The 19,425-nt window shown below is 69.5% G+C and carries 17 protein-coding genes; 10 read left to right on the top strand and 7 right to left on the bottom strand.

From position 1 onward, the window contains the following. Positions 1 to 8: 8 nt before the first annotated feature. The 4 genes from pseI to ACIA5C_RS38445 are packed head-to-tail and all read right to left on the bottom strand — an operon-like array spanning position 9 to position 4,887. Positions 9 to 1,037 (bottom strand): pseudaminic acid synthase, encoded by a 1,029-nt coding sequence (gene pseI / locus ACIA5C_RS38460; RefSeq protein ID WP_396064124.1) that lies wholly within the window; start codon positions 1,035 to 1,037, stop codon positions 9 to 11. After that, a complete protein-coding gene (locus tag ACIA5C_RS38455; RefSeq protein ID WP_396064122.1) occupies positions 1,030 to 1,485 on the bottom strand; it encodes a GNAT family N-acetyltransferase in 456 nt (151 codons plus the stop codon). The genes pseI and ACIA5C_RS38455 overlap by 8 nt, the downstream gene beginning before the upstream one ends. 4 nt (positions 1,486 to 1,489) lie before the next feature. Next, positions 1,490 to 2,533 (bottom strand): glycosyltransferase family 2 protein, encoded by a 1,044-nt coding sequence (locus tag ACIA5C_RS38450; protein ID WP_396064120.1) that lies wholly within the window; start codon positions 2,531 to 2,533, stop codon positions 1,490 to 1,492. A gap of 59 nt (positions 2,534 to 2,592) precedes the next feature. Continuing rightward, a complete protein-coding gene (locus ACIA5C_RS38445) occupies positions 2,593 to 4,887 on the bottom strand; it encodes a putative bifunctional diguanylate cyclase/phosphodiesterase (RefSeq protein ID WP_396064118.1) in 2,295 nt (764 codons plus the stop codon). A 271-nt stretch (positions 4,888 to 5,158) separates the two neighbouring features. Here ACIA5C_RS38445 and ACIA5C_RS38440 point away from each other — a divergent pair, with 271 nt between their 5' ends. The 7 genes from ACIA5C_RS38440 to ACIA5C_RS38410 all read left to right on the top strand — a co-directional run bounded on the left by ACIA5C_RS38440 (position 5,159) and on the right by ACIA5C_RS38410 (position 13,252). After that, on the top strand, positions 5,159 to 5,920 hold the full coding sequence (locus tag ACIA5C_RS38440; RefSeq protein WP_396064116.1) for a DeoR/GlpR family DNA-binding transcription regulator: 762 nt from the start codon (positions 5,159 to 5,161) through the stop codon (positions 5,918 to 5,920). A gap of 49 nt (positions 5,921 to 5,969) precedes the next feature. After that, positions 5,970 to 7,319 carry an ABC transporter substrate-binding protein gene (locus ACIA5C_RS38435; RefSeq protein WP_396064114.1) on the top strand — a complete coding sequence of 450 codons (1,350 nt, stop codon included), beginning with the start codon at positions 5,970 to 5,972 and terminating at the stop codon, positions 7,317 to 7,319. An 8-nt stretch (positions 7,320 to 7,327) separates the two neighbouring features. Continuing rightward, positions 7,328 to 8,257, top strand: a complete 930-nt coding sequence (locus tag ACIA5C_RS38430) for a carbohydrate ABC transporter permease (RefSeq protein WP_396064112.1) — start codon at positions 7,328 to 7,330, stop codon at positions 8,255 to 8,257. Next, positions 8,254 to 9,069 carry a carbohydrate ABC transporter permease gene (locus tag ACIA5C_RS38425; protein WP_396064110.1) on the top strand — a complete coding sequence of 272 codons (816 nt, stop codon included), beginning with the start codon at positions 8,254 to 8,256 and terminating at the stop codon, positions 9,067 to 9,069. The genes ACIA5C_RS38430 and ACIA5C_RS38425 overlap by 4 nt, the downstream gene beginning before the upstream one ends. Next, positions 9,066 to 10,055: a zinc-dependent alcohol dehydrogenase family protein gene (locus tag ACIA5C_RS38420; protein WP_396064108.1), complete on the top strand. Its 990-nt coding sequence runs from the start codon at positions 9,066 to 9,068 to the stop codon at positions 10,053 to 10,055. The genes ACIA5C_RS38425 and ACIA5C_RS38420 overlap by 4 nt, the downstream gene beginning before the upstream one ends. Positions 10,056 to 10,151: 96 nt before the next feature. Further along, complete coding sequence (locus ACIA5C_RS38415) at positions 10,152 to 11,690, top strand: APC family permease (RefSeq protein ID WP_396064106.1); 1,539 nt, start codon at positions 10,152 to 10,154, stop codon at positions 11,688 to 11,690. Between the two features lie 41 nt (positions 11,691 to 11,731). Then, positions 11,732 to 13,252, top strand: coding sequence for a plasmid pRiA4b ORF-3 family protein (locus ACIA5C_RS38410; RefSeq protein ID WP_396064104.1), 1,521 nt, complete (start codon positions 11,732 to 11,734; stop codon positions 13,250 to 13,252). A gap of 137 nt (positions 13,253 to 13,389) precedes the next feature. Here ACIA5C_RS38410 and ACIA5C_RS38405 read toward each other — a convergent pair whose 3' ends face one another. Next, the gene (locus ACIA5C_RS38405; protein ID WP_396064101.1) at positions 13,390 to 14,274 is read right to left on the bottom strand and encodes a DUF4240 domain-containing protein; all 885 of its coding nucleotides are present in this window, start codon (positions 14,272 to 14,274) and stop codon (positions 13,390 to 13,392) included. A 138-nt stretch (positions 14,275 to 14,412) separates the two neighbouring features. Between ACIA5C_RS38405 and ACIA5C_RS38400 the strand changes: the two genes are divergently transcribed. After that, positions 14,413 to 14,862: a MarR family winged helix-turn-helix transcriptional regulator gene (locus ACIA5C_RS38400; protein WP_396064099.1), complete on the top strand. Its 450-nt coding sequence runs from the start codon at positions 14,413 to 14,415 to the stop codon at positions 14,860 to 14,862. An 84-nt stretch (positions 14,863 to 14,946) separates the two neighbouring features. Next, a complete protein-coding gene (locus tag ACIA5C_RS38395; protein ID WP_396064097.1) occupies positions 14,947 to 16,767 on the top strand; it encodes an MFS transporter in 1,821 nt (606 codons plus the stop codon). Between the two features lie 47 nt (positions 16,768 to 16,814). Here the strand turns inward: ACIA5C_RS38395 and ACIA5C_RS38390 are convergent, their stop codons facing one another. Together ACIA5C_RS38390 and ACIA5C_RS38385 are read right to left on the bottom strand one after the other, a co-directional pair. Next, positions 16,815 to 17,270, bottom strand: coding sequence for a DUF6294 family protein (locus ACIA5C_RS38390; RefSeq protein WP_396064095.1), 456 nt, complete (start codon positions 17,268 to 17,270; stop codon positions 16,815 to 16,817). 90 nt (positions 17,271 to 17,360) lie between these two features. Beyond that, positions 17,361 to 17,966: a TetR/AcrR family transcriptional regulator gene (locus ACIA5C_RS38385; RefSeq protein WP_396064093.1), complete on the bottom strand. Its 606-nt coding sequence runs from the start codon at positions 17,964 to 17,966 to the stop codon at positions 17,361 to 17,363. A gap of 82 nt (positions 17,967 to 18,048) precedes the next feature. Here ACIA5C_RS38385 and ACIA5C_RS38380 point away from each other — a divergent pair, with 82 nt between their 5' ends. After that, positions 18,049 to 19,275: an MFS transporter gene (locus ACIA5C_RS38380; protein ID WP_396064091.1), complete on the top strand. Its 1,227-nt coding sequence runs from the start codon at positions 18,049 to 18,051 to the stop codon at positions 19,273 to 19,275. Positions 19,276 to 19,425 lie beyond the last annotated feature (150 nt).

Raw genomic sequence — 19,425 nt, 5'->3', positions numbered from 1 at the left:
CGGGGGGTTTAGATCAAGTCCCAGGTCAGCGGGGTGCCTTTGGCCGCGTCGGCGGTGAAGGTCCGCCCGAGGACCGTGCCGATCATGTCCGGCTCGAGGCCGCCGGTCGGGCGGATCGAGCGGACGTTCTGTTCGGTGACCGGGTCGCCGGCCGTCACGTCGGCCACGACGTAGAGCGAGCGGCGGAACCGCAGGCTCTCCTTCTCGGCCTCGGTCGGGCCGATGTGTGTAGTGCCGAGCGCTTGCCAGGCCCGCTCCGACTCCTCGCGCAGCAGCTTGACCTCGTGCGGTTCGAGCGAGAACGCCGAGTCGACGCCGCCGTCGCCCCGGTCGAGGGTCACGTGCTTCTCGATCAGGCAGGCGCCGTACGCGACCGCGGCGATCGGCACGCCGATGCCGAGCGTGTGGTCGCTGAGCCCGATCGGCAGCTCGAGCATCCGGGCCAGCACCGGGATGCGCCGCAGGTTGGTCTCCGCCGGCGGCGCCGGGTAGGAGGCGGTGCAGCTGAGCACGGTCACGTCGGGCGAACCGGACCCCTGAGCGGCCTCGACCGCGGCCGCGATCTCCTTCACGCTCGCCATACCGGTCGAGATGATCATGGGCTTGCCGGTGCTCGCGGCGAGCCGGATCAGCGGCAGGTCGGTGATCTCCGAGGACGCGATCTTGTACATCGGAGCGTCCAGCTTCTCCAGCAGCTCGATCGCGGTGCGGTCGAACGGGCTGGAGAATGGGGTGATGCCCCGCTCGCGGGCCCGTTCGAAGATCGGCTGGTGCCAGTCCCACGGCGTGTGGGCCTTCTCGAAGAGCTGGTAGAGGTACTGATCGCCCCAGAGCTCGTGGCCCTTGGAGATCTGGAAGCGGGGGTGCTTCACGTCCACCGTCATGGTGTCGGCGGTGTAGGTCTGGATCTTGATAGCGTCCGCTCCGGCGTCGGCCGCGGCATCCACCAGGGCCAGCGCGCGGTCGAGCGATCCGTTGTGGTTGCCCGACATCTCCGCGACGATGTACGGCCGCTTATCGGGTCCGAATTTAGTCATTTCTGCCTTTCTCCGTCACCACGACGGTTTTCATGATGCCGTCGACGGAGCGCTCGTAACGTCGGATCTCCCGGAAACCGAAGCGTCGATGCAGGGCCAGGACCTGCTTGTTCTCCTCCAGGGTCTCGCCGCCGAGGCGGTCCAGGCCCAAGGTGGTGAACGCGTACTCGATCGCCTCTTTCTCCAGCCGCATCCAGGCGGGCAGCATGCGCCGGCCCAGCCCCTCGACGTCGAGGTAGAACGCCCACGTCTCGCCGTTGAAAATCACCACACCGGCCGGCGTCCCCTCGTCTTCGAAGATGAGGACGGTCGGCCAGTTCTTCGCCCACCAGGCGGCATGCTCCACCGGTCGAATTTCGTGCGTGGTCATGCTGACCGCGCGTACGGCAGGGTGATTGCGCCAGGAAAGGACGAGGTCGCGTTCGGATTCGAGGGCAGCTCTCAGCACCGCGTCAAAGTATGGACGCCGGCTGAGGCCGCGGTGTCGAATGCGGAACTTCCGCCGGAACGAGGGGTGGCCGTTCGGTGCCACTGCTTACCCGGTAGCCGAACCTGAGCAGGGCGTACAGGGCGTAGCTGTCGATCGCGACGAGTCGGTGCTTGAGGCCCTTCGAGCCGCTCGGCGGTGCGTAACCGGCCGGACGGTGCCGCCGGTACAGCTCGGCCAGGCGGCGGAAGAAGGGCCGGCGCCGGCTCGGATGCATCCGACCCTCGTTGCCGACCACGACCAGCAGGTGGCTGATCATGAGACTGAAGAGTTTGATCTTGAGGGCCGGGTCGACCTCGCGCGTGCCCATCCACTGGTGAAGGTTGTCGTACTGCTCGAAGGCCTCGAAGTGGCGGTCGCTGCGGGTCGAGGTGATCGCGCCGGCCCGGCCGATGCGGTAGTGGTAGCAGACCCGGTCGAGCGCGGCCAGGCGGTCGGCCGCCAGCACGACCGGGTGGCTGAACGGGACGTCCTCGTACCACCCGGGGCCGAACCGCAGGTCGTTGCGGCGCAGGAAATCGCGCGAGACGATCCGGTTCCAGGCCGTGTGCTGCACGCCGAGCATGCGCTCGGTGGTCGCCGGGCCGGCCAGCAGATATGAGCTGGCGTCGACCTCCATGCGGCCGTCCTCGTGCGCGCGGAGGTGGTCGACGAGCAGCACGTCCGGCCTTTCGGTCAGCGCGGAGAGAACCGCGCTCACCGACCCGGCGGGCAGCCAGTCGTCGCTGTCGACGAACCAGACGTAGTCGCCTGTCGCTTCGGCCAGCCCGGCGTTACGGGCCAGGCCCAGGCCGACGTTCTGCGGCAGGTGGACGACCGTGAGGTCGCCGTGGGTGGCGGCGTAGGAGTCGAGCATCGTGCCCGAGCGGTCAGGTGAGGCGTCGTCGATGGCGATGACCTCGACCGACGCGTTCTCCGCGGCGGTGAGGCCGGCCCGGATGGAGTCGAGGCACTGGATCAGATAGCGCTCGACCGCATGGACGGGCACCACGACGCTCAAGGTGACCATCGGCTCAACCTGCGCCCCTTCGATGAAGGGAAGGCAAATTCGGACTGAAGGACGAACTCTCAGGCCGGGAACAACAGCTCGTTCAGCGCGGCGCCGGTCAGCGGCTCCGCAAAGAAGTAGCCCTGCCCGAGCTCGCAGTTGCCGCCCGCGAGCGAGCTGAGCTGGCCCGCGTGCTCGATCCCCTCGGCGATCGTCGAGAGCTGGAGCGCCTGCCCGAGCTGGATGATGCCGAGGGTGAGCGCGGCCGCGGTCGGCTCGTCGACCACGTCGTCGACGAACGACTTGTCGATCTTGATGATGTCGACCGGGAACTGCCGCAGGTAGGCCAGCGAGGAGTAGCCGGTCCCGAAGTCGTCGATCGCCAGGCGGCAGCCGAGCGCCTTGAGCGCCTCGAGCCGGTGCAGCGTCTCCGGCCGGTGGTCGACCATCAGCGACTCGGTCAGCTCGAGCACCAGGCTGTACGGCGGCAGACCGGTCTCGTCGAGAATCGCCCGCACCATGTCCGGCAGGTCCGCCTGCTCGAGCTGGACCGCCGAGATGTTCACGCTCACCGAGAGCGGCCCTCTTGTCGCAGTTCTGGGTGTGGCGGAAGGGTCGGACCGGCGCTCGTTCCACTCGGCGACCCGGGCACACGCCTCGCGCAGCACCCACTCGCCGATCGGCACGATCATGCCGGTCTCCTCGGCCAGCGGGATGAAGTCGAGCGGCGGGATCACGCCCACCTCCGGGTGCCGCCAGCGGATCAGCGCCTCCACCCCGGTTATCTCGCGCGTGCGCAGGTGCACGATCGGCTGGTAGCGCAGCTCGAACTCGTGGCGTACGACCGCCCGGCGCAGGTCGGTCTCCATCGCGATGGTCGCCTGGAAGACCTCCTCCATCTCCGGCGCGAACAGCTCGACCCGGTCCTTGCCCTGCTTCTTGGCCTGATACATGGCCAGGTCGGCGTGCACCATCAGCTCCTGGGCGCCGTGCTCGGCCGCCCCGCTGAACGCCACCCCGATGCTTGAGCTGATGTACGACTCGCCGGCCGCCGGCTGGAGCTGGAACGGCTCGCGCAGCGCCTGAAGGATCCGGTCGGCGATCGGCTTGGCCTCCTCCGCCCCGCCGATGCCCGGCAGCAGCACCGCGAACTCGTCGCCGCCCAGCCGGGCCGCGGTGTCCTGGTCGCGCAGGCAGGCCCGGATCCGGTCGGCCACCTCGACCAGCAGCCGGTCGCCCGCCGCGTGCCCGAGCGAGTCGTTGATGACCTTGAAGCGGTCCAGGTCGACGAAGAGCACGGCCAGGCTGCCCGCGGCCAGCTGCTCCTCCATCCGGGTCAGGAAGAGGGCGCGGCTGGCCAGCCCGGTCAGCGAGTCGTGGAAGGCCTGGTTCATCGCCTCGAGCGTGCGTGCGTCGGTCAGCGCCAGGCTGACGTGCTCGGCGTACGCCTTGAGCACCTCCTGGGCCGGCTTGTCCCACTCCCGGGTGCGGCCGTACGTGCCGACGGTCAGGCTGCCGACGACTACGCCGTTCTCGTGCACCGGGGTGGCCATCACCGAGGCCAGCCGGTGCGCGCTCATCGACGGCATGGCGATCGGGGAGGCCGCATAGTCGGTCACCATCATCAGCTCGTCGCCCAGTATCGCGAGGCCGGAGACCCCGGCCGTGGGCAGCGGCAGGTGCTGCAGCCGCATCGCGGTCTCCGCCCTGACCCCGGCGAACGCGGTCATGCTGGCCCGGCTCGGGTCGTCGCGGTCGAGCAGGTTGAGGCAGCACATGTCGACGTCGAGCAGCCCGCGCAGGCTGACCGTGACGGTGTCGAAGATCTGGTCCAGCGGGGCGCGCCGGGCGATGGCCCGCTGCACCTCGGTGAGGTGTTCGAACAGGCGCTGACGCTGGTTCAGGAAGTCGAGGAGGCGGTCGTTCTCGCGGGCGTACCGGCGTTCCGACTCGGTGGTCTGCAGCGCGCGCAGGCTCAGCTCGAGCACCCGGGCGAGGCCGCGGAGCAGGCAGATCTCCTCGGCGGTGAACGGCGCGGACTCCCGGCCCAGCACCAGCAGCCCGGCCGGGTCACCGTCGATCGTCGCCACGGCGGCGGCGTACCGCCGGCCGCCGACCTCCAGTGCGCTGCGCCGGCCGGCGACAACCTCGCTGATGGCGTACGCGGGTACGTCCTCGACGGTGACGCCGTACGCGGCCACCACGCCGTCATCCATCATCAGCATCGCGATGTCGGCGTCGAGGGCCCGGGCCGCGCACTCCACGGCGGCATGCTGAGCGGCCGGTCCGCCGGGCCGGTCGGCCACCACGGACAGGAACTCGGTGAGTTGCTGGGTCGCTAGCACGCCGGGCAGATCGGCCGCCCGCGCGGTCACTTGAGCAAAAGGGGCGCCCGGAGGCCACACGACGGGCAAGAACCGGGCATGTTTTCTGGCCAAACGGTCAGGCAATTTGCGAGTTCTAGCCGCTTTGATCATGAATCGTGGCGACCTTGACAGGCATCGAAGCGGGCAAGTAAACAACCAACTGGCCTAGTTTGTGATGGGCGCCACAGGTTTCCCCGGTGTTAAAAATAGTCGTCGGTTGATCAGGAGCCCAGTCTTCAGGCTTTATGAGGGTTGGTGGGCGGGGCGGTTGGAGGGGTGGATGAATGCGGACGAGAGGCAGCATCAGATCGTCGCCCTCGCGCGTCAGCACGGTGAGGTCGAGGTTGCCAAACTCGCCGCGGAACTGAACGTCTCGGCCGAGACGATTCGCCGCGATCTGCGGCTGCTCGAAAAGCACGGTCTGCTCCGGCGTACGCACGGCGGCGCCTATCCGGTGGAGACCGCGAAATTCGAGACCGACCTCGCCATCCGCACCACCCGGGGCGTTCCCGAGAAGCGCCGGATAGCGGCCGCCGCGGTCGCCCTGATCGGTGACGCCGAGACCATCTTCATCGACGAGGGCTTCACCCCCCAGCTCATCGCCGAGGCGCTCCCCACCGACCGCCCCCTCACCGTCGTCACCGCGTCCCTGCACACCGCGGCGTGGCTGGCCGCCTCCAGCCCGGCCACGGTCTTACTGCTCGGCGGCCGGGTGCGCGGCCGCACGCTGGCCACCGTCGACCACTGGGCGAGCAACATGCTGTCCGGCTTCGTCATCGACCTGGCCTTCGTCGGCGCGAACGGCATCTCCCGGGAGGCCGGTCTCACCACGCCCGACCCGGCGGTCGCCGACGTGAAGGCGCACGCGGTCCACGCGGCCCGGCGACGGGTCTTCGCCGGCATTCACACCAAATTCGGCGTGCGCACGTTCTGCAAATTCGCCGAGGTTTCCGATTTCGAGTCACTGGTCACGGACACCGCTTTGCCGGCGTCCGAGGCGCAACGCTATTCCCGGATGGGCCCACAGGTAATCCGGGTTTAAAAATCCACCCCCGTTCCACTCGCCGTTTTCCATAAACGGAGGTTTCACCATGCCCAAAAAACTTGCGTTCCTCGCCGTCGGTTTGCTGGCGTTCACGGCGGCCTGCTCGGGCGCCGGGTCGACCGGTGGCTCGAGCGGCTCCGATGACCAGACCATCACCGCGCTCATGGTCGGCAACCCGCAGATGGAGGACATCCAGAAGCTGACCGCCGACAACTTCACCAAGCAGACCGGGATCAAGGTCAAGTTCACGATCCTCCCGGAGAACGAACTGCGCGACAAGGTCACCCAGGACGTGGCCAACCAGGGCGGCCAGTACGACGTGGCGACCGTCGGCGCGTATGAGGTGCCGATCTGGGCCAAGAACGGCTGGCTGCAGCAACTGTCCGACAAGGCCAACGCCGACCCGAGCTACGACACCGGCGACCTGCTCAAACCGATGGTGGCCGCGCTGACCGGCGCCGACGGCAAGATGTACGGCGCACCGTTCTACGGCGAGTCGTCCTTCCTCATGTACAACAAGGACCTCTTCGCGGCCAAGGGCCTCACCATGCCCGAGCACCCCACGTGGGACCAGGTCGCCGGGTTCGCGGCCAAGCTCAACGACAAGAACAAGGGCGTGGCCGGCATCTGCCTGCGCGGGCTGCCCGGCTGGGGTGAGTTGTTCGCCCCGCTGACCACGATCGTCAACACGTACGGCGGCACCTGGTTCGACAAGGACTGGACGCCCAAGGTCAACGCGCCCGAGTTCAAGCAGGCCACCCAGTTCTACGTCGACCTGATCAAGAAGTACGGCGAGTCGGGTGCCCCGCAGTCCGGCTTCACCGAGTGCCTGAACACGTTCGGCCAGGGCAAGGCCGCGATGTGGTACGACGCCACCTCGGCCGCCGGCACGCTCGAGGACCCGAAGGCCAGCAAGGTCTCCGGTCACGTCGGCTACGTCTACGCGCCGGTGAACAAGACCGACTACTCGGGCTGGCTCTGGACGTGGTCCTGGGTGATGCCGAAGACCACCAAGAAGGCCGAGGCCGCCTGGAAGTTCGTCTCGTGGGCGACCAGCAAGGACTACGAGAACCTGGTCGGCACCAAGCTCGGCTGGTCGCGGGTCCCGTCCGGCAAGCGCACCTCGACCTACTCGATCCCGCAGTACAAGGAGTCGGCCAAGGCGTTCGCCGACGTCACGCTCGGCTCGATCGAGCACGCCGACCCGCAGAACCCCGGCCTCCAGCCTCGGCCGGCGCTGGGCGTGCAGTACGTCGGCATCCCCGAATTCGCCGACCTGGGCACCAAGGTGTCGCAGGAGGTGAGCGCGTCGATCGCCGGCAGCACGACGGTCGACAAGGCGTTGAACGACGGCCAGCAGCAGGCCGAGGCCGTCGCCAAGATCCACCGCAAGTAGTCGACCAGATGACCACCATGGTCGCCCGGCCGGACGAGCGGATCCAGCCGCCCGTCCGGCCCACCAAGGGCGCAGCCAAAGAACGCTGGGTACGCCGGGCCCCGCTCCTGCCCGCTCTGATCTTCGCCGTCGTCGTGACCCAGATTCCGTTCCTCTACACGCTCTATCTCTCGACGCTGAGCTGGAACGCGTTGCGGCCGGGCAAACACGGCTTCGTCGGGTTGTCGAACTACGGCACCGTGCTCTCCGACTCGCGGCTGCGGGCGGCGCTGCTCAACACGGTGGTGCTGACCGCCGGTGCGGTGATCTTCTCGATGATCATCGGGCTGGCGCTGGCCCTGCTGCTCGACCGCAAGTTCATCGGGCGGTCGGTGGTCCGCACCCTGCTGATCACGCCGTTCCTGGTGATGCCGATCGCCGCCGCGCTGCTCTGGAAGCACGCGATCTTCAACCCCGCCTACGGCCTGGTCAACGGGCTGCTCGGCGGTCAGACCGACTGGATCTCGTCGTATCCGAAGGCCGCGGTCATCACGACGCTGGTCTGGCAGTGGACGCCGTTCATGATGCTGATCCTGCTGGCCGGTCTGCAGTCGCAGTCGAACGAGGTGCTGGAGGCGGCGCGGGTCGACGGGGCCAACGCGTTCCAGATCTTCCGCCGGATGACGCTGCCACACCTGCGGCAATATCTGGAGCTGGGCGGCCTGCTCGGCTCGATCTACCTGGTCAACACGTTCGACGCGGTCTTCAGCATCACCCAGGGCGGTCCCGGCACGGCGACCACGAACCTGCCGTACGAGATCTACCTGACCACGTTCCGCAAGTTCGAGTACGGCGAGGCGTCCGCGGCCGGCGTCGTCGTGGTGGTCCTGACGATCATCGTGGCGACCTTCGCCCTGCGGGTCATCTCCAGCCTGTTCCGGATGGAGGAGGGCCGGTGAGCAAGCGCCTCAACAACACCGTCTGGGGCATCGTCGCCTGGATCGCCGGGATCGTCTTCGTCTTCCCGGTGATCTGGATGGTGCTGACCAGCTTCAAACAGGAGCAGGACGCCGCCAGCAACCCGCCGACCTGGATCTTCAAGCCCACGTTCGCGCATTATCACGAGGTCTTCGACCGCAACATCCTGCCGTTCCTGCTCAACTCGCTGATGGCGGCGATCTTCTCGACCGTGCTGGTGATCGTGCTGGCCACCCCGGCCGCGTACGCGCTCTCGATCCGCCCGGTACGCAAGTGGACGGACACGCTGTTCTTCTTCATCAGCACCAAGATGATGCCGGCCGTGGCCGCCCTGTTGCCGGTCTATCTGCTGGCCAAGCAGCTGCACATGCTCGACAACGTCTGGACCATGGTCATCCTCTACACGTCGATGAACCTGCCGCTCGCGGTCTGGATGATGCGCTCGTTCCTGCTCGAGGTGCCGCGTGAGGTGCTCGAGGCGGGCGAGGTGGACGGCGCCGGGCTGACGACCTCGATCCGGAAGATCATCCTTCCGATCGTTTCGCCGGGATTGGCGGCTACCGCACTGATCTGCTTCATTTTCGCCTGGAACGAGTTCTTCCTCGCGGTTAACCTGACCGCGACGAACGCCGGCACCGCGCCGATCTTCCTGGTCGGCTTCATCACCTCCGAGGGGCTGTTCCTGGCCAAGCTCTGCGCGGCCGCGACGCTGGTGTCGCTGCCGGTGCTGATAGCGGGCTGGCTCGCTCAGAACAAGCTGGTCCGCGGCCTCTCGATGGGAGCCGTCAAGTGAAAGCAGCAGTCGTCACCACCCCCGGGACGATCGCCATCGAGGAGGTGCCGGACCCGAGCCCCGGCGCCACCGAGGTGGTGGTCAAGCCGGCCGCGACCGGGATCTGCGGCACCGACCTGCACATCATGGACGGCGAGTTCGCCCCGGCCTATCCGATCGTGCCGGGCCACGAGTTCGCCGGCGAGATCGTCGCGGTCGGTTCCCGGGTCACCGGCTATGCGATCGGCGACCAGGTGGCGGTCGACCCGTCTCTCTACTGCGGACACTGCTATTACTGCAAACGGGCGCGGGGCAACCAGTGCGAGAACTGGGCCGCGATCGGGGTGACCGACGCCGGGGCGGCCGCGGAATACGTCGCCGCCCCGATGGCCAACCTCTTCAAGCTGCCCGCTCACCTGGCGGCGCGGGACGCGGCTCTCATCGAGCCGCTGTCCTGCGCGCTCCGCGGCTTCGACGTGCTGCCCCGGACGATGGCCTCGAGCTATCTCATCTACGGCTCGGGCACGATGGGCCTGATGATGCTCTCGCTGGCCAAACGGGCGGGCGCGGAGTCGGTGTCGGTCGTGGATCTCAATCCGGCGCGCCTGGAAACGGCACGCCGGATCGGCTGCTCCGCAGCCGTGACCTCGGCCGAGGAGATCGAGGCGCCGCGCGGTTTCGACGTGGTCATCGACTGTACGGGCGTGGAAGCGGCGATTCGCGACGGACTGCAGCGGGTCGGACGGGGCGGCACATTCCTGCAGTTCGGGGTGGCCGCCTACGACGCGCGGGTGGCGATCGAGCCGTACGAGATCTATCGCCGGGAAATCACGATCACCGGCTCGATGGCGGTGCTGCACACCTTCGACCGGGCCGGCGAACTGCTCGCCGCGGGCGTGCTCGATCCATCGATCTTCGTCAGTCACCGGTACCCCCTGACCTCGTACGCCGAGGCCCTGAGTCAGTTCCGAGCCGGTCTAGGTAGAAAGATCCTCATTGAGCCCTAGCTGGTCGGCAAGGGTTTGTGCCATCTTCATCCACGATCAGTGAATGAATGGTCACGGACGGTTGTCGATCGGTATCCGGTCAAGCTCAATGGATCGGTGGAGAACGAGGCAGGGTCCGACACCAATAAGCCGCCCACTCTCGCCGCCGACCGGATCGGTCCGGCCTCCGTCCTCGTCTCGGCGCTGGGCGCCACCGCGCCGCTGGCCGTCCTGACCACGGTGATCCCCGCCGCGTACGCCCGCGGCGGGGGCCCGCTCGTCCCGCTCACCTTCGCCGCGCTCGCGGTCGTGCTGCTGCTCTTCTCGGCCGGCTACGCCGCGATGGCCAACCGGGCCCCGTTCGCCGGCGCCATGTACGCCTACGTCGCCCGCGGACTCGGCCGCCCGGCCGGCCTCGGCGCGGCCTGGGTCGCGCTGCTCTCCTACACCGCACTCCAGGCCGGTCTCTACGGCGTGGCCGGGGCGGCCGCCGCGCCCCTGCTCGGGAACTGGTTCGGCGTCCACGAGCCGTGGTGGGTCGTGGCCGCCGCCTGCTGGTTCCTGGTCGCGATCGCCGGCACCGTACGCGTGGTCGCCCTCGGCGCCCTGCTCGCCGTCGTCGTGGTCGCCGAGGCCGCGGTCCTCTCCGGCTTCGCCGCGGCCGACGTCATCCACCCGGCCGGCGACCCCCTCACCCGGGCCGCGATCGTGCCCACGGTGATCAACCGGCCCGTGCTCGGCCTGCTCCTCGCCTTCGGTGCGCTCGCCTTCGTCGGCTTCGAGACCAGCGGTGCGTACGCCGAGGAGACGACCCGGCCGCGCCGGGACGCCGGCCGGGCCACGTACGCCGTGGTCATCTGCTCCGCGCTGCTCGTGGCCGTGCCGGCCTGGGCGCTCGCGGCGGGAACGGGCCCGGGGCGGGTGGGCATGCTCGCCGACACCCGCGGCTCCGAGATGGTGTTCGACCTCGCGGCGGAACGGCTCGCGCCGTGGGCGGTCACGCTGGGCCGGGTCGTGCTGGTCACCGCACTGCTGGGGGCCATGATCGCGTTCCAGTCGACGATCTCGCGCTATCTCTATGCCCTCGGCCGCGAACAGATCTTTCCTCGTGTGCTCGGCCGCGCTTCCCGGCGTACGTCAGCACCTCGCGCCGCCTCCCTCACCCAGACCGTTCTCACCGGGGCGGCGCTCGGCGCCGCGGTGCTGGCCGGCGTCGACGCACCCGGCGTCCTCGCCCGCCGCCTGACCGCCCTGGGCGGCCTCGGCATCCTGGTGTTGCTGCTGGCCACCTCGCTGGCCGGCCTGCTGCACCTCAACCGCGTCCCGAACGTCAAGCCGGAGGGCGTCCTGACCCGCTTCGTCGCGCCCATTTTGTCCACTGTGTCCCTCGGTGTGCTCTGCTACCTGGCCTTCCGCAACCTCCCGGCCCTGCTGAGCATCCGCCCGGCCGACAACCTGATCTGGATCGTGCCGGGCACGCTCGGCGCGGTCGCCCTGATCGGCCTGCTGCACGCCGCCATGCTGCGGGCCACCCGCCCCACCATTTATGCCGGCATCGGCCACGGCGGCGCCCCGGTCGTCGTCACCCCCAAGCTCCCTCGACCCCGGAAGCCGAAGGAACCGGGCGCACACCGCCCCGAGCGCGTCCAGGGGTGACACCGGTCGCGTCGGCTCGCCGAGCCGGGCAGGATGGTGGCATGAGTCCGGTGAGCCGAGGTCGTAAAGGTGCCGAGTCACGCAAGCGCGGCGGCGACGCACGGGTGCTACGGGCGGTTCCGGCCCTCCCGGCCGAGCCCGAGCCGTGCGACTGCCCGGCCTGCACCGGCGAGGGAGTCGACGTCGAAGCGATGCACGCCGACCTGCGCGGCGCCGCCACCGACCTGCTCACGGTGGACGATCCGATCGACGCGGAACTGCTGGCGGCGATGTTCGTCAACGCGGGCGCCCTCGACGACACCTTCCTGCCCGGAGTGATCCCGATGCTCGTCGCGCTCGGCGACCGGTCAGCGCTCGCCATGCTGACCGCGTTCGAGTTGGTCAGCGACTCGGCCGAGGCGGAAACGGCGGCCCGCGAGCTGGTCGCGGCCGGCGTGGCGGAGCCGCGGTGGGCGGCCGAGGCCCGCGAACCGGTGGCCACGGTGGAACTGCGCGCCTACCGGGCCGGCGACGTCGCCTCGGTCCTGATCTGCTCGTTCGACCGGGCCGGTCGCCGGCACGGCTTCGTCGTCCAGATCGACCACACCGACTGCTTCGCGGCCGGCAACCTCATGCTCGTTCCCGGCGAAACCGTCGACGAGGTCATAGCCGACCTGGCCGAACGGCCAGTTCGTGACGGTCTGACAATCGTCGAGGAACGGCTGGCGCCGGAGGACTTCCGCTGGGAGATCGAGCGTGCACTGGACGCACGGGCGGTGCACGACGAGGAGGACGGCGACCCGGAGCCGGACGACCCCGACGACGACAGCGCCGACTACTACCCCGCGGCGGCGCTGCTCCGGGCCCGCATGCGGGCGCTGCCCCAGCCCACCCGCCCGCCGTGGGCGCACGGCGATGTCGGCCCGCTGGCGGGGATAGCCGAGTTCGGCCGTGCATACGAACTCCGTCGGCGTAAGCGAGCGGGAGAGCTGAGCCTGCCACCCAAGCCGAAGCGCAAGAAGGCCGACGGGCCGGCGCCCATCTACCGCATCAAGGTCGGCCTGCGCGACACGAAGCCGCCGATCTGGCGCCGCCTCGAGGTCCCGGCCGACATCACGCTGGCCCGGCTGCACCGGGTCATCCAGGTCGCCTTCGGCTGGACCGACAGCCACATCCACGTCTTCGAAACCCCGTACGGCGAGTACGGGGTCGCCGACGCCGAACTGGGACACCGGTCCGAGAAGCCGGTGACCCTGGAACAGGTGGCGCCGGCGGCCAAGGAACGGTTCCGCTACGTCTACGACTTCGGCGACAACTGGCTCCACGACATCGAGGTCGAGGCCGTGCTCGACCGCGACCCGTCGGCGTCCTACCCCCGCTGCACGGCCGGCCGCCGCGCCGCCCCGGCCGACGACTCGGGCGGCGTCTGGGGCCACGACGAGCTGGTGACAATCCTCGCCGACCCGTCCCACCCGGAGCACGCGGACCGCCTGGAGTGGCTGGGCCTGGAGTCGGCGGCCGATTTCGACCCGGCCCACTTCGACCCGGCCGAGATCACCAAGGCCCTGAACGCCTTGCGCTAGGCCGGCTCAGAACCCCAGGCCTCGTTCCATGGCCTGGATCAGCTCCCGCCGGCGCCCAACCAGAGCTGTTCGGTCTGACATGTTGTTCAGCGAAACTGAACAGCACCGAAAACCGAACAGGCCATCGGAGCGGCTGTTCAGCCGAAGAATTCCTGGATCTGGGCCAGCGTGAGGTAGCCCTGGGGCTCCAGGTCCGCCGAGATCTCGGGTAGCGGCTTGGTCGTGACCGTGACGTCGGGTACGTCGGCCGGCAGGCGGGGGAGCGGTGGGGTCGGTGGCAGGGCGGGCATTGACATGGCCTGGCGGATGACCTCGAACATGGACCGGACCTCGGAGGTCGCGCGGGCCGGCAGGTCGGTCTCCTCGCGGCGGGGGAGGGCGCACGTGAAGTTGGCCCGCAGGCGGTCTTCGAGGCGGCGGATGTCGGCGCTCGGGCGCAGGTGGTCGAGGTTGCCCTCGGCGACTATGCCCAGCTCGCAGGCGGCCAGGCCGGAGCGGCGCCACCAGGAGCGCCAGGACGGGTCGGCGTCCAGGGTCAGGGCTACGTGCTGCAGCGCGATCATGTAGTTCTGCGGGGCGCCGCCCTCGCCGGTCGTGGTGCCCATGTGCGGGTGCAGCCAGGAGCTGCCCCACGCTGCCGTGTTGGCGCCGGTGCCGGTGTCGACGGCCGGCTGGTGTTGCCAGTCGGTGCGGGTGGAGATGCGGTAGGCGCGCTCGGCGACCGGGAGCAGCTGGGCGGCGGGCCGGTCGGTGAAGCCGGCCAGGCGGTCCGGTGCGGACAGGACCTGACGGTACGCCGAGGCTCCGGCGGCCACGGCTGCGCAGCGTACGGCCAGAAACGATGCGCCGGACCGCTGCACCGCGCGAAAATGTGCGGGGGTATCGAGGGCGTGCAACGCGCGCGCCAGGTGGTCGGCGAAGTCGCGGATGTCGTCCGCGCCGTGGTCGGAGAGTGCGTCGGCGAGACGGTCGTAATCGTGGCCGATCGAGTCGACCAGGCCCCAGAACGTCTGCTCGTCCATACCCCGCATGGTGACATCGCGATCACTCTCCGGCTGGAATGCGGCGCGGCACGTAAGGGCGAATCGCCGTTCTGAGACGTTGAGTGCTTCATCACGGTAGATAACCTGCTTCTATAAGCAGGTGATATAAATCTTTGCGTGCAGCACACAGTGATTCCGGTCGAGGATGCGGCCGTCGCGACCGGCTTCGAGCGCTTCTTCGAAACGCTTCGCCGGATCACCCCGCGTGAGGAGCTCAGCCTCACCGCCGCGTCGACGCTGCGCCGGCTCGAGCGGTCCGGCCCGCACCGGCTGTGCGAGCTGTACGCCCCCGAGGGAGTCAGTCAGCCCGCGATGACGCAGCTGGTGACCCGCCTCGAGAAGGAGGGCCTCGCCGAGCGGGGCAGCGATCCGGCCGATGGGCGGGCCGTGGTCGTCAGCATCACCGATGCCGGGCGGGCCGCCGTGGCCCGCCGCCGGGAGGGCCGTGCCCAGGCGCTCTCCGGTTTGCTGCAGGGCCTCACTCCGGCCGAGCACGCCGCCCTCGTCGCGGCGCTGCCGGCGCTGGAGCGGCTCGGGGACCTGGTCGCCGAGCAACCTACGAGCTGACCCGACCTGACCGTCGGATCGTCTGCCCGCGCCGACGCGGGCCCGACCCGAGCTGCCCAAGAAGGGGGTATTTGCGTGTTATCCGTGGACCATCCGCGCTACAAGTGGATCGCTCTGTCGAACACCACACTCGGCACACTGCTGGCGACGATCAACTCCTCGATCGTGCTGATCTCGCTGCCCGCCATCTTCAAGGGCATCAAGGTCGACCCGCTGGGCGCCGGCAACGTCAGCTATCTGCTGTGGATGCTGATGGGTTACATGCTGGTGACGGCGGTGCTGGTGGTGACGCTGGGCCGGATGGGCGACATGTACGGCCGCGTCAAGATCTACAACGCCGGCTTCGCGATCTTCACCGTCTGCTCGGTCATCCTGTCGCTCGACCCGTTCAACGGCGGGAGCGGTGCCCTGTGGCTGATCGGCTGGCGGGTGCTGCAGGCCGTCGGCGGCGCGATGCTGATGGCCAACTCGGCCGCGATCATCACCGACGCGTTCCCGACCCGCCAGCGCGGGATGGCGCTCGGCGTCAACATCGTCTCGGCGCTGGCCGGCTCGTTCATCGGCCTGGTGCTGGGCGGCGTGCTCGCGGAGTGGGACTGGCGGTCGATCTTCTGGGTCAACGTCCCGGTCGGTGTGATCGGCACGATCTGGGCGTACCGCTCCCTGCACGACACCGGCGTACGCCGCAAGGCCAAGATCGACTGGTGGGGCAACGCGACCTTCGCGATCGGGCTCACCGCGCTTCTCGCGGCGATCACGTACGGCATTCAGCCGTACGGCGGCCACACGATGGGCTGGACCAACCCGTGGGTGCTCACCGGTCTGATCGGCGGCACGGCCGTGCTGGTGGCCTTCGGCTTCATCGAGACGAAGGTCGCCGAGCCGATGTTCCCGCTCAAGCTCTTCCGCAACCTGGCCTTCACCAGCGGCAACGCGGCCAACCTGCTGGCCAGCATCGCCCGCGGTGGCCTCCAGTTCATGCTGATCATCTGGCTGCAGGGCATCTGGCTGCCGCAGCACGGCTACACGTACGAGTCGACCCCGCTGTGGGCCGGCATCTACCTGGTGCCGATGACCATCGGCTTCCTGGTCGCGGGTCCGCTGGCCGGCTTCCTGTCCGACAAGTTCGGGCCGCGTCTGTTCGCTAGCGGCGGCCTGGTCGTGATGGCGGCGTCGTTCTTCGGCCTTCTGCTGCTGCCGGGCAACTTCAACTACCCGGTCTTCGCCGTCCTGATCTTCGTCAACGGGCTCGGCGGCGGCCTGTTCGCGGCGCCGAACACCTCGCTGGTCATGTCGAGCGTCCCGGCCAACATGCGCGGCGCCGCGTCCGGCATGCGGGCCACCTTCCAGAACTCGGGCATGGTGCTCTCGATCGGCGTCTTCTTCTCGCTGATGGTGGCCGGTCTGGCCAACTCGCTGCCGGGCAGTCTGAGCAGCGGCCTCACCGCGCAGGGTGTGCCGGCCGCGACCGCGAACACGATCGCCCAGCTGCCGCCGGTCGGCACGCTGTTCGCCGCGTTCCTCGGCTTCAACCCGATCAGCCAGCTGCTCGGCCCGGCGGTGCTCGGCGCGCTGCCGCAGGCCAACGCGGCCAAGCTGACCGGCCTGGAATTCTTCCCGCAGCTGATCTCGAAGCCGTTCCACGACGGTCTGGTGATCGTCTTCTGGCTGGCGATCGCGATGGCCCTGGTCGGCGCCGCCGCCTCGCTGATCAAGGACCGCAAGCCGGTCGCCGGGACGGAAACCGAGTCGGCGGCGGTCGAGCAGACCGGCGAGTTCATCGCCCACGAGGCCGAGCTCCAGGCCGAGCTGGCCGACGCGGTGCCGGTCGCCCCGATGACGGCGATCCCGGAGCCGCTGGAGGACAAGGTGGTGCCGGACGACCCGGCCTCGCTCACCAAGTAACCCCGGACGGAACGGGGCCCGCCGGTTCGGCGGGCCCCATCGCCATATCAGCAGCTGTGGCTCTGTGACACGGCGCCGATGGCGCCGAACAGACCCGGGTCGAACTTGAACGTGCGGTCCCAGTGATAGACCGGCGGCGGGTTGCCGTCGCTCATGCCCGGGCTGTCGAGCGAGCCGATGGAGGCCAGGTGGGTGCCGCCCGCCGTGGAGAGGTTGAAGGTGGCGTGCCACACGTCGTGCGTGTGAGTCTGGAACGTGAGTGTGTCGGCGCTGAAGTCGCCCGTTCCGTCGGAGTTCAGGGTGAGCCGTCCGTTCGTCTCCTGGCAGTCCCCCGAGCGCAACGTACCCCAGGTCCACACCTGCGACAGGGCGGGTGCCACCCTGGCCTGCTTCGCAGCTCCGGAGTTGCTGTCGGCGAGCGCCGGTGCGGCCGAGACCGCGATGGCCAAGAGGCCCGCGGCGATTCCGGCCGTCGCGCCACCGAGCAGCTTTGGAACGTTCATTTACTTCCCCCTCAGGTCGGGATGTTGTCGAACCGTGAGAACGGTGACATCCAGGCCTGAAGCGGCACTGATGCGGCGCTGAAGCGGCTGCTAGGCGGGCGCGGTGGCGGCGTCGATCAGGGCGGCGGCCACACCGCGGGCGGTCACGGCGGCGGCCGCCCGGCGGTCCATCCGCGCTCCGGCGTTCGAGCCGTCGTAGAGGACCATCAGCTGCTCGGCCAGCGCGATCGGGTCGCGGGCCCCGGCCTCGCGGGACAACTCGGTGAACAGGCCCCGCGTCCAGGCCCGGTTGGCGGTCGCGACCTCGTCGACCACGCTGCCCTGCGCCGACTCGGCCGACGCGTTGTAGAACGCGCAGCCGCGGAAGCCGTTGTCGGCGGCCATCTCGGCGAGCACATCGAAGATGCCGAGCAGACGGTCGCGGGGGTCCTCGTGGCGTTCCAGGCCGGCCAGCAGCCGGCTGCGCCGGACCTCGTGCCGGCCCTCGAGGTAGGCCCGGATCAGCTCGTCCTTGCTGCCGAAACAGCTGTAGAGCGAGGCCTTGGCGACGCCGGCGCGCTCGATGATGCGGTCGATGCCGACGGTGTGCACGCCTTCGGCGTAGAAGAGCTCGTCGGCGGCGGCCAGCAGGCGGTCGCGGGCGGACGCCCTACGCGGGGAGGTCGGTCGGGTAGTTGCAGGTGACGCAGCGGACATAAGGTTGACGATAACAGACGGGTCTGTCTAGTGTCCTGGCATCAGACAGATCTGTCTGGAAATCGATCGGGAGGAACCCGAGATGACCACCGTTGCCGAGAGGGTTCGGCCGGACGTCGCGCGCAGCGCCGGTCGGCGGCTTTCCCGCCCGGTCGCGTTCGCCGCGATCGCCGCGATCTTCGTGACGTTCGCCGCCGCGTCTGCTGCCCCCTCCCCGTTGTACGTCGTTTACCAGCACCTGTGGGGCTTTTCCGCGACAACGCTCACCGTTGTTTTCGCGGTTTACGTCGCCGGGCTGATCGGCTCGCTGCTCATGCTGGGCGCGCTGTCCGACCACATCGGCCGCCGCCCGGTGCTCGCCGCCGCGATCGCCCTCGAGGCGGTGTCGCTGATTCTCTTCCTGACCGCCGGCAGCGTGCCGGTGCTGCTGCTGGCCCGGTTGCTGCAGGGCGTGGCCACCGGCGCCGCGATGACCACGCTCGGCGCCGCGCTGGTCGACCTCAACCCGCCGCACGCGCCCGGCCGGGCCGGCCTGCTCAACGGCATCGCCCCGACCTCCGGCCTGGCGATCGGCGCCCTCGGCTGCGGTGCCCTGGTGCAGTACGCCCCGTCGCCCACCCACCTGATCTGGGCCCTCCTGCTGGTCGGCATGGCCCTGGCCGCGATCGTGGTGGCCCGCATCCCGGAGACCTCGGCTCTCAAGCCGGGCGTGGCCGCCTCGCTGCGTCCCCGGCTCGGCGTCCCGGCCCGGATCCGCGCCGACGTGCTCGCCCTCGCCCCGATCATCGTGGCCAGCTGGGCGATCGCCGGCCTCTACATGTCGCTCGGCCCGTCGGTCGCGGCCGGCGTCTTCGGGCTCACCAACCACCTGATCGGCGGCCTGGTGGTGACGCTGCTCTGCGGTGTCGGCTCGGTCGCCTCGTTTGCCCTGCGTAAGGTGCCCGCCGCCCGGGTCCTGACGCTGGCCGGCATCCTGCTGACCGTCGGCTCGGTGGTCAGCGTGTTCGGCGTCGAGTTCGAGAACATCTGGCTGGCCGTGGCGGGCACGGTGCTCAGCGGGATCGGGTTCGGCGCCTCGGCGCTGGCCCAGTTCGGCACCCTGGCGACCCTGGCCGCGCCGCACGAGCGCGGTGAGCTGTTCGCGGTCGCGCTGGTGATCGCGTACACCGCGTTCAGCGTTCCGGCGGTGATCGCCGGTTTCGCCGCCACCTCGGCCGGGCTGCACCCGACCGCCCTGGTCTATGGCTCGGTGGTGGCGGTTTTCGGTGCCGCCGCTCTGGTGGCCCAGCGGGTCCGTAAGGCCGCGTAACCGGCCATCTTTCGTGTCGCCCCGGCGTGGGGGGGGGCCCCGGGGGGGGGCCCCCCCCCCCCCCCCGGGGGGGCCGGGGGCGCGCGGGGGGGGGTGGGGTGGAAAAATGGGGGGCCCCACCCCCGTTGCCCGGGGGGGGGAGGGGGCGGG

It is taken from the genome of Actinoplanes sp. NPDC051343 (assembly GCF_044455125.1).
Taxonomy (GTDB): Bacteria; Actinomycetota; Actinomycetes; order Mycobacteriales; family Micromonosporaceae; genus Actinoplanes.
Note: the sequence above shows the minus strand (reverse complement) of the source record. Positions and strands in the feature narration are given on the sequence as shown.

What these genes read in the sequence shown, in the direction of transcription:
- pseI (WP_396064124.1), bottom strand. Translation starts at nt 1,037, where the DNA reads ATGACTAAATTCGGACCCGATAAGCGGCCGTACATCGTCGCGGAGATG.
- ACIA5C_RS38450 (WP_396064120.1), bottom strand. Translation starts at nt 2,533, where the DNA reads ATGGTCACCTTGAGCGTCGTGGTGCCCGTCCATGCGGTCGAGCGCTAT.
- ACIA5C_RS38440 (WP_396064116.1), top strand. Translation starts at nt 5,159, where the DNA reads ATGAATGCGGACGAGAGGCAGCATCAGATCGTCGCCCTCGCGCGTCAG.
- ACIA5C_RS38435 (WP_396064114.1), top strand. Translation starts at nt 5,970, where the DNA reads ATGCCCAAAAAACTTGCGTTCCTCGCCGTCGGTTTGCTGGCGTTCACG.
- ACIA5C_RS38430 (WP_396064112.1), top strand. Translation starts at nt 7,328, where the DNA reads ATGACCACCATGGTCGCCCGGCCGGACGAGCGGATCCAGCCGCCCGTC.
- ACIA5C_RS38410 (WP_396064104.1), top strand. Translation starts at nt 11,732, where the DNA reads ATGAGTCCGGTGAGCCGAGGTCGTAAAGGTGCCGAGTCACGCAAGCGC.
- ACIA5C_RS38405 (WP_396064101.1), bottom strand. Translation starts at nt 14,274, where the DNA reads ATGGACGAGCAGACGTTCTGGGGCCTGGTCGACTCGATCGGCCACGAT.
- ACIA5C_RS38390 (WP_396064095.1), bottom strand. Translation starts at nt 17,270, where the DNA reads ATGAACGTTCCAAAGCTGCTCGGTGGCGCGACGGCCGGAATCGCCGCG.
- ACIA5C_RS38385 (WP_396064093.1), bottom strand. Translation starts at nt 17,966, where the DNA reads ATGTCCGCTGCGTCACCTGCAACTACCCGACCGACCTCCCCGCGTAGG.
- ACIA5C_RS38380 (WP_396064091.1), top strand. Translation starts at nt 18,049, where the DNA reads ATGACCACCGTTGCCGAGAGGGTTCGGCCGGACGTCGCGCGCAGCGCC.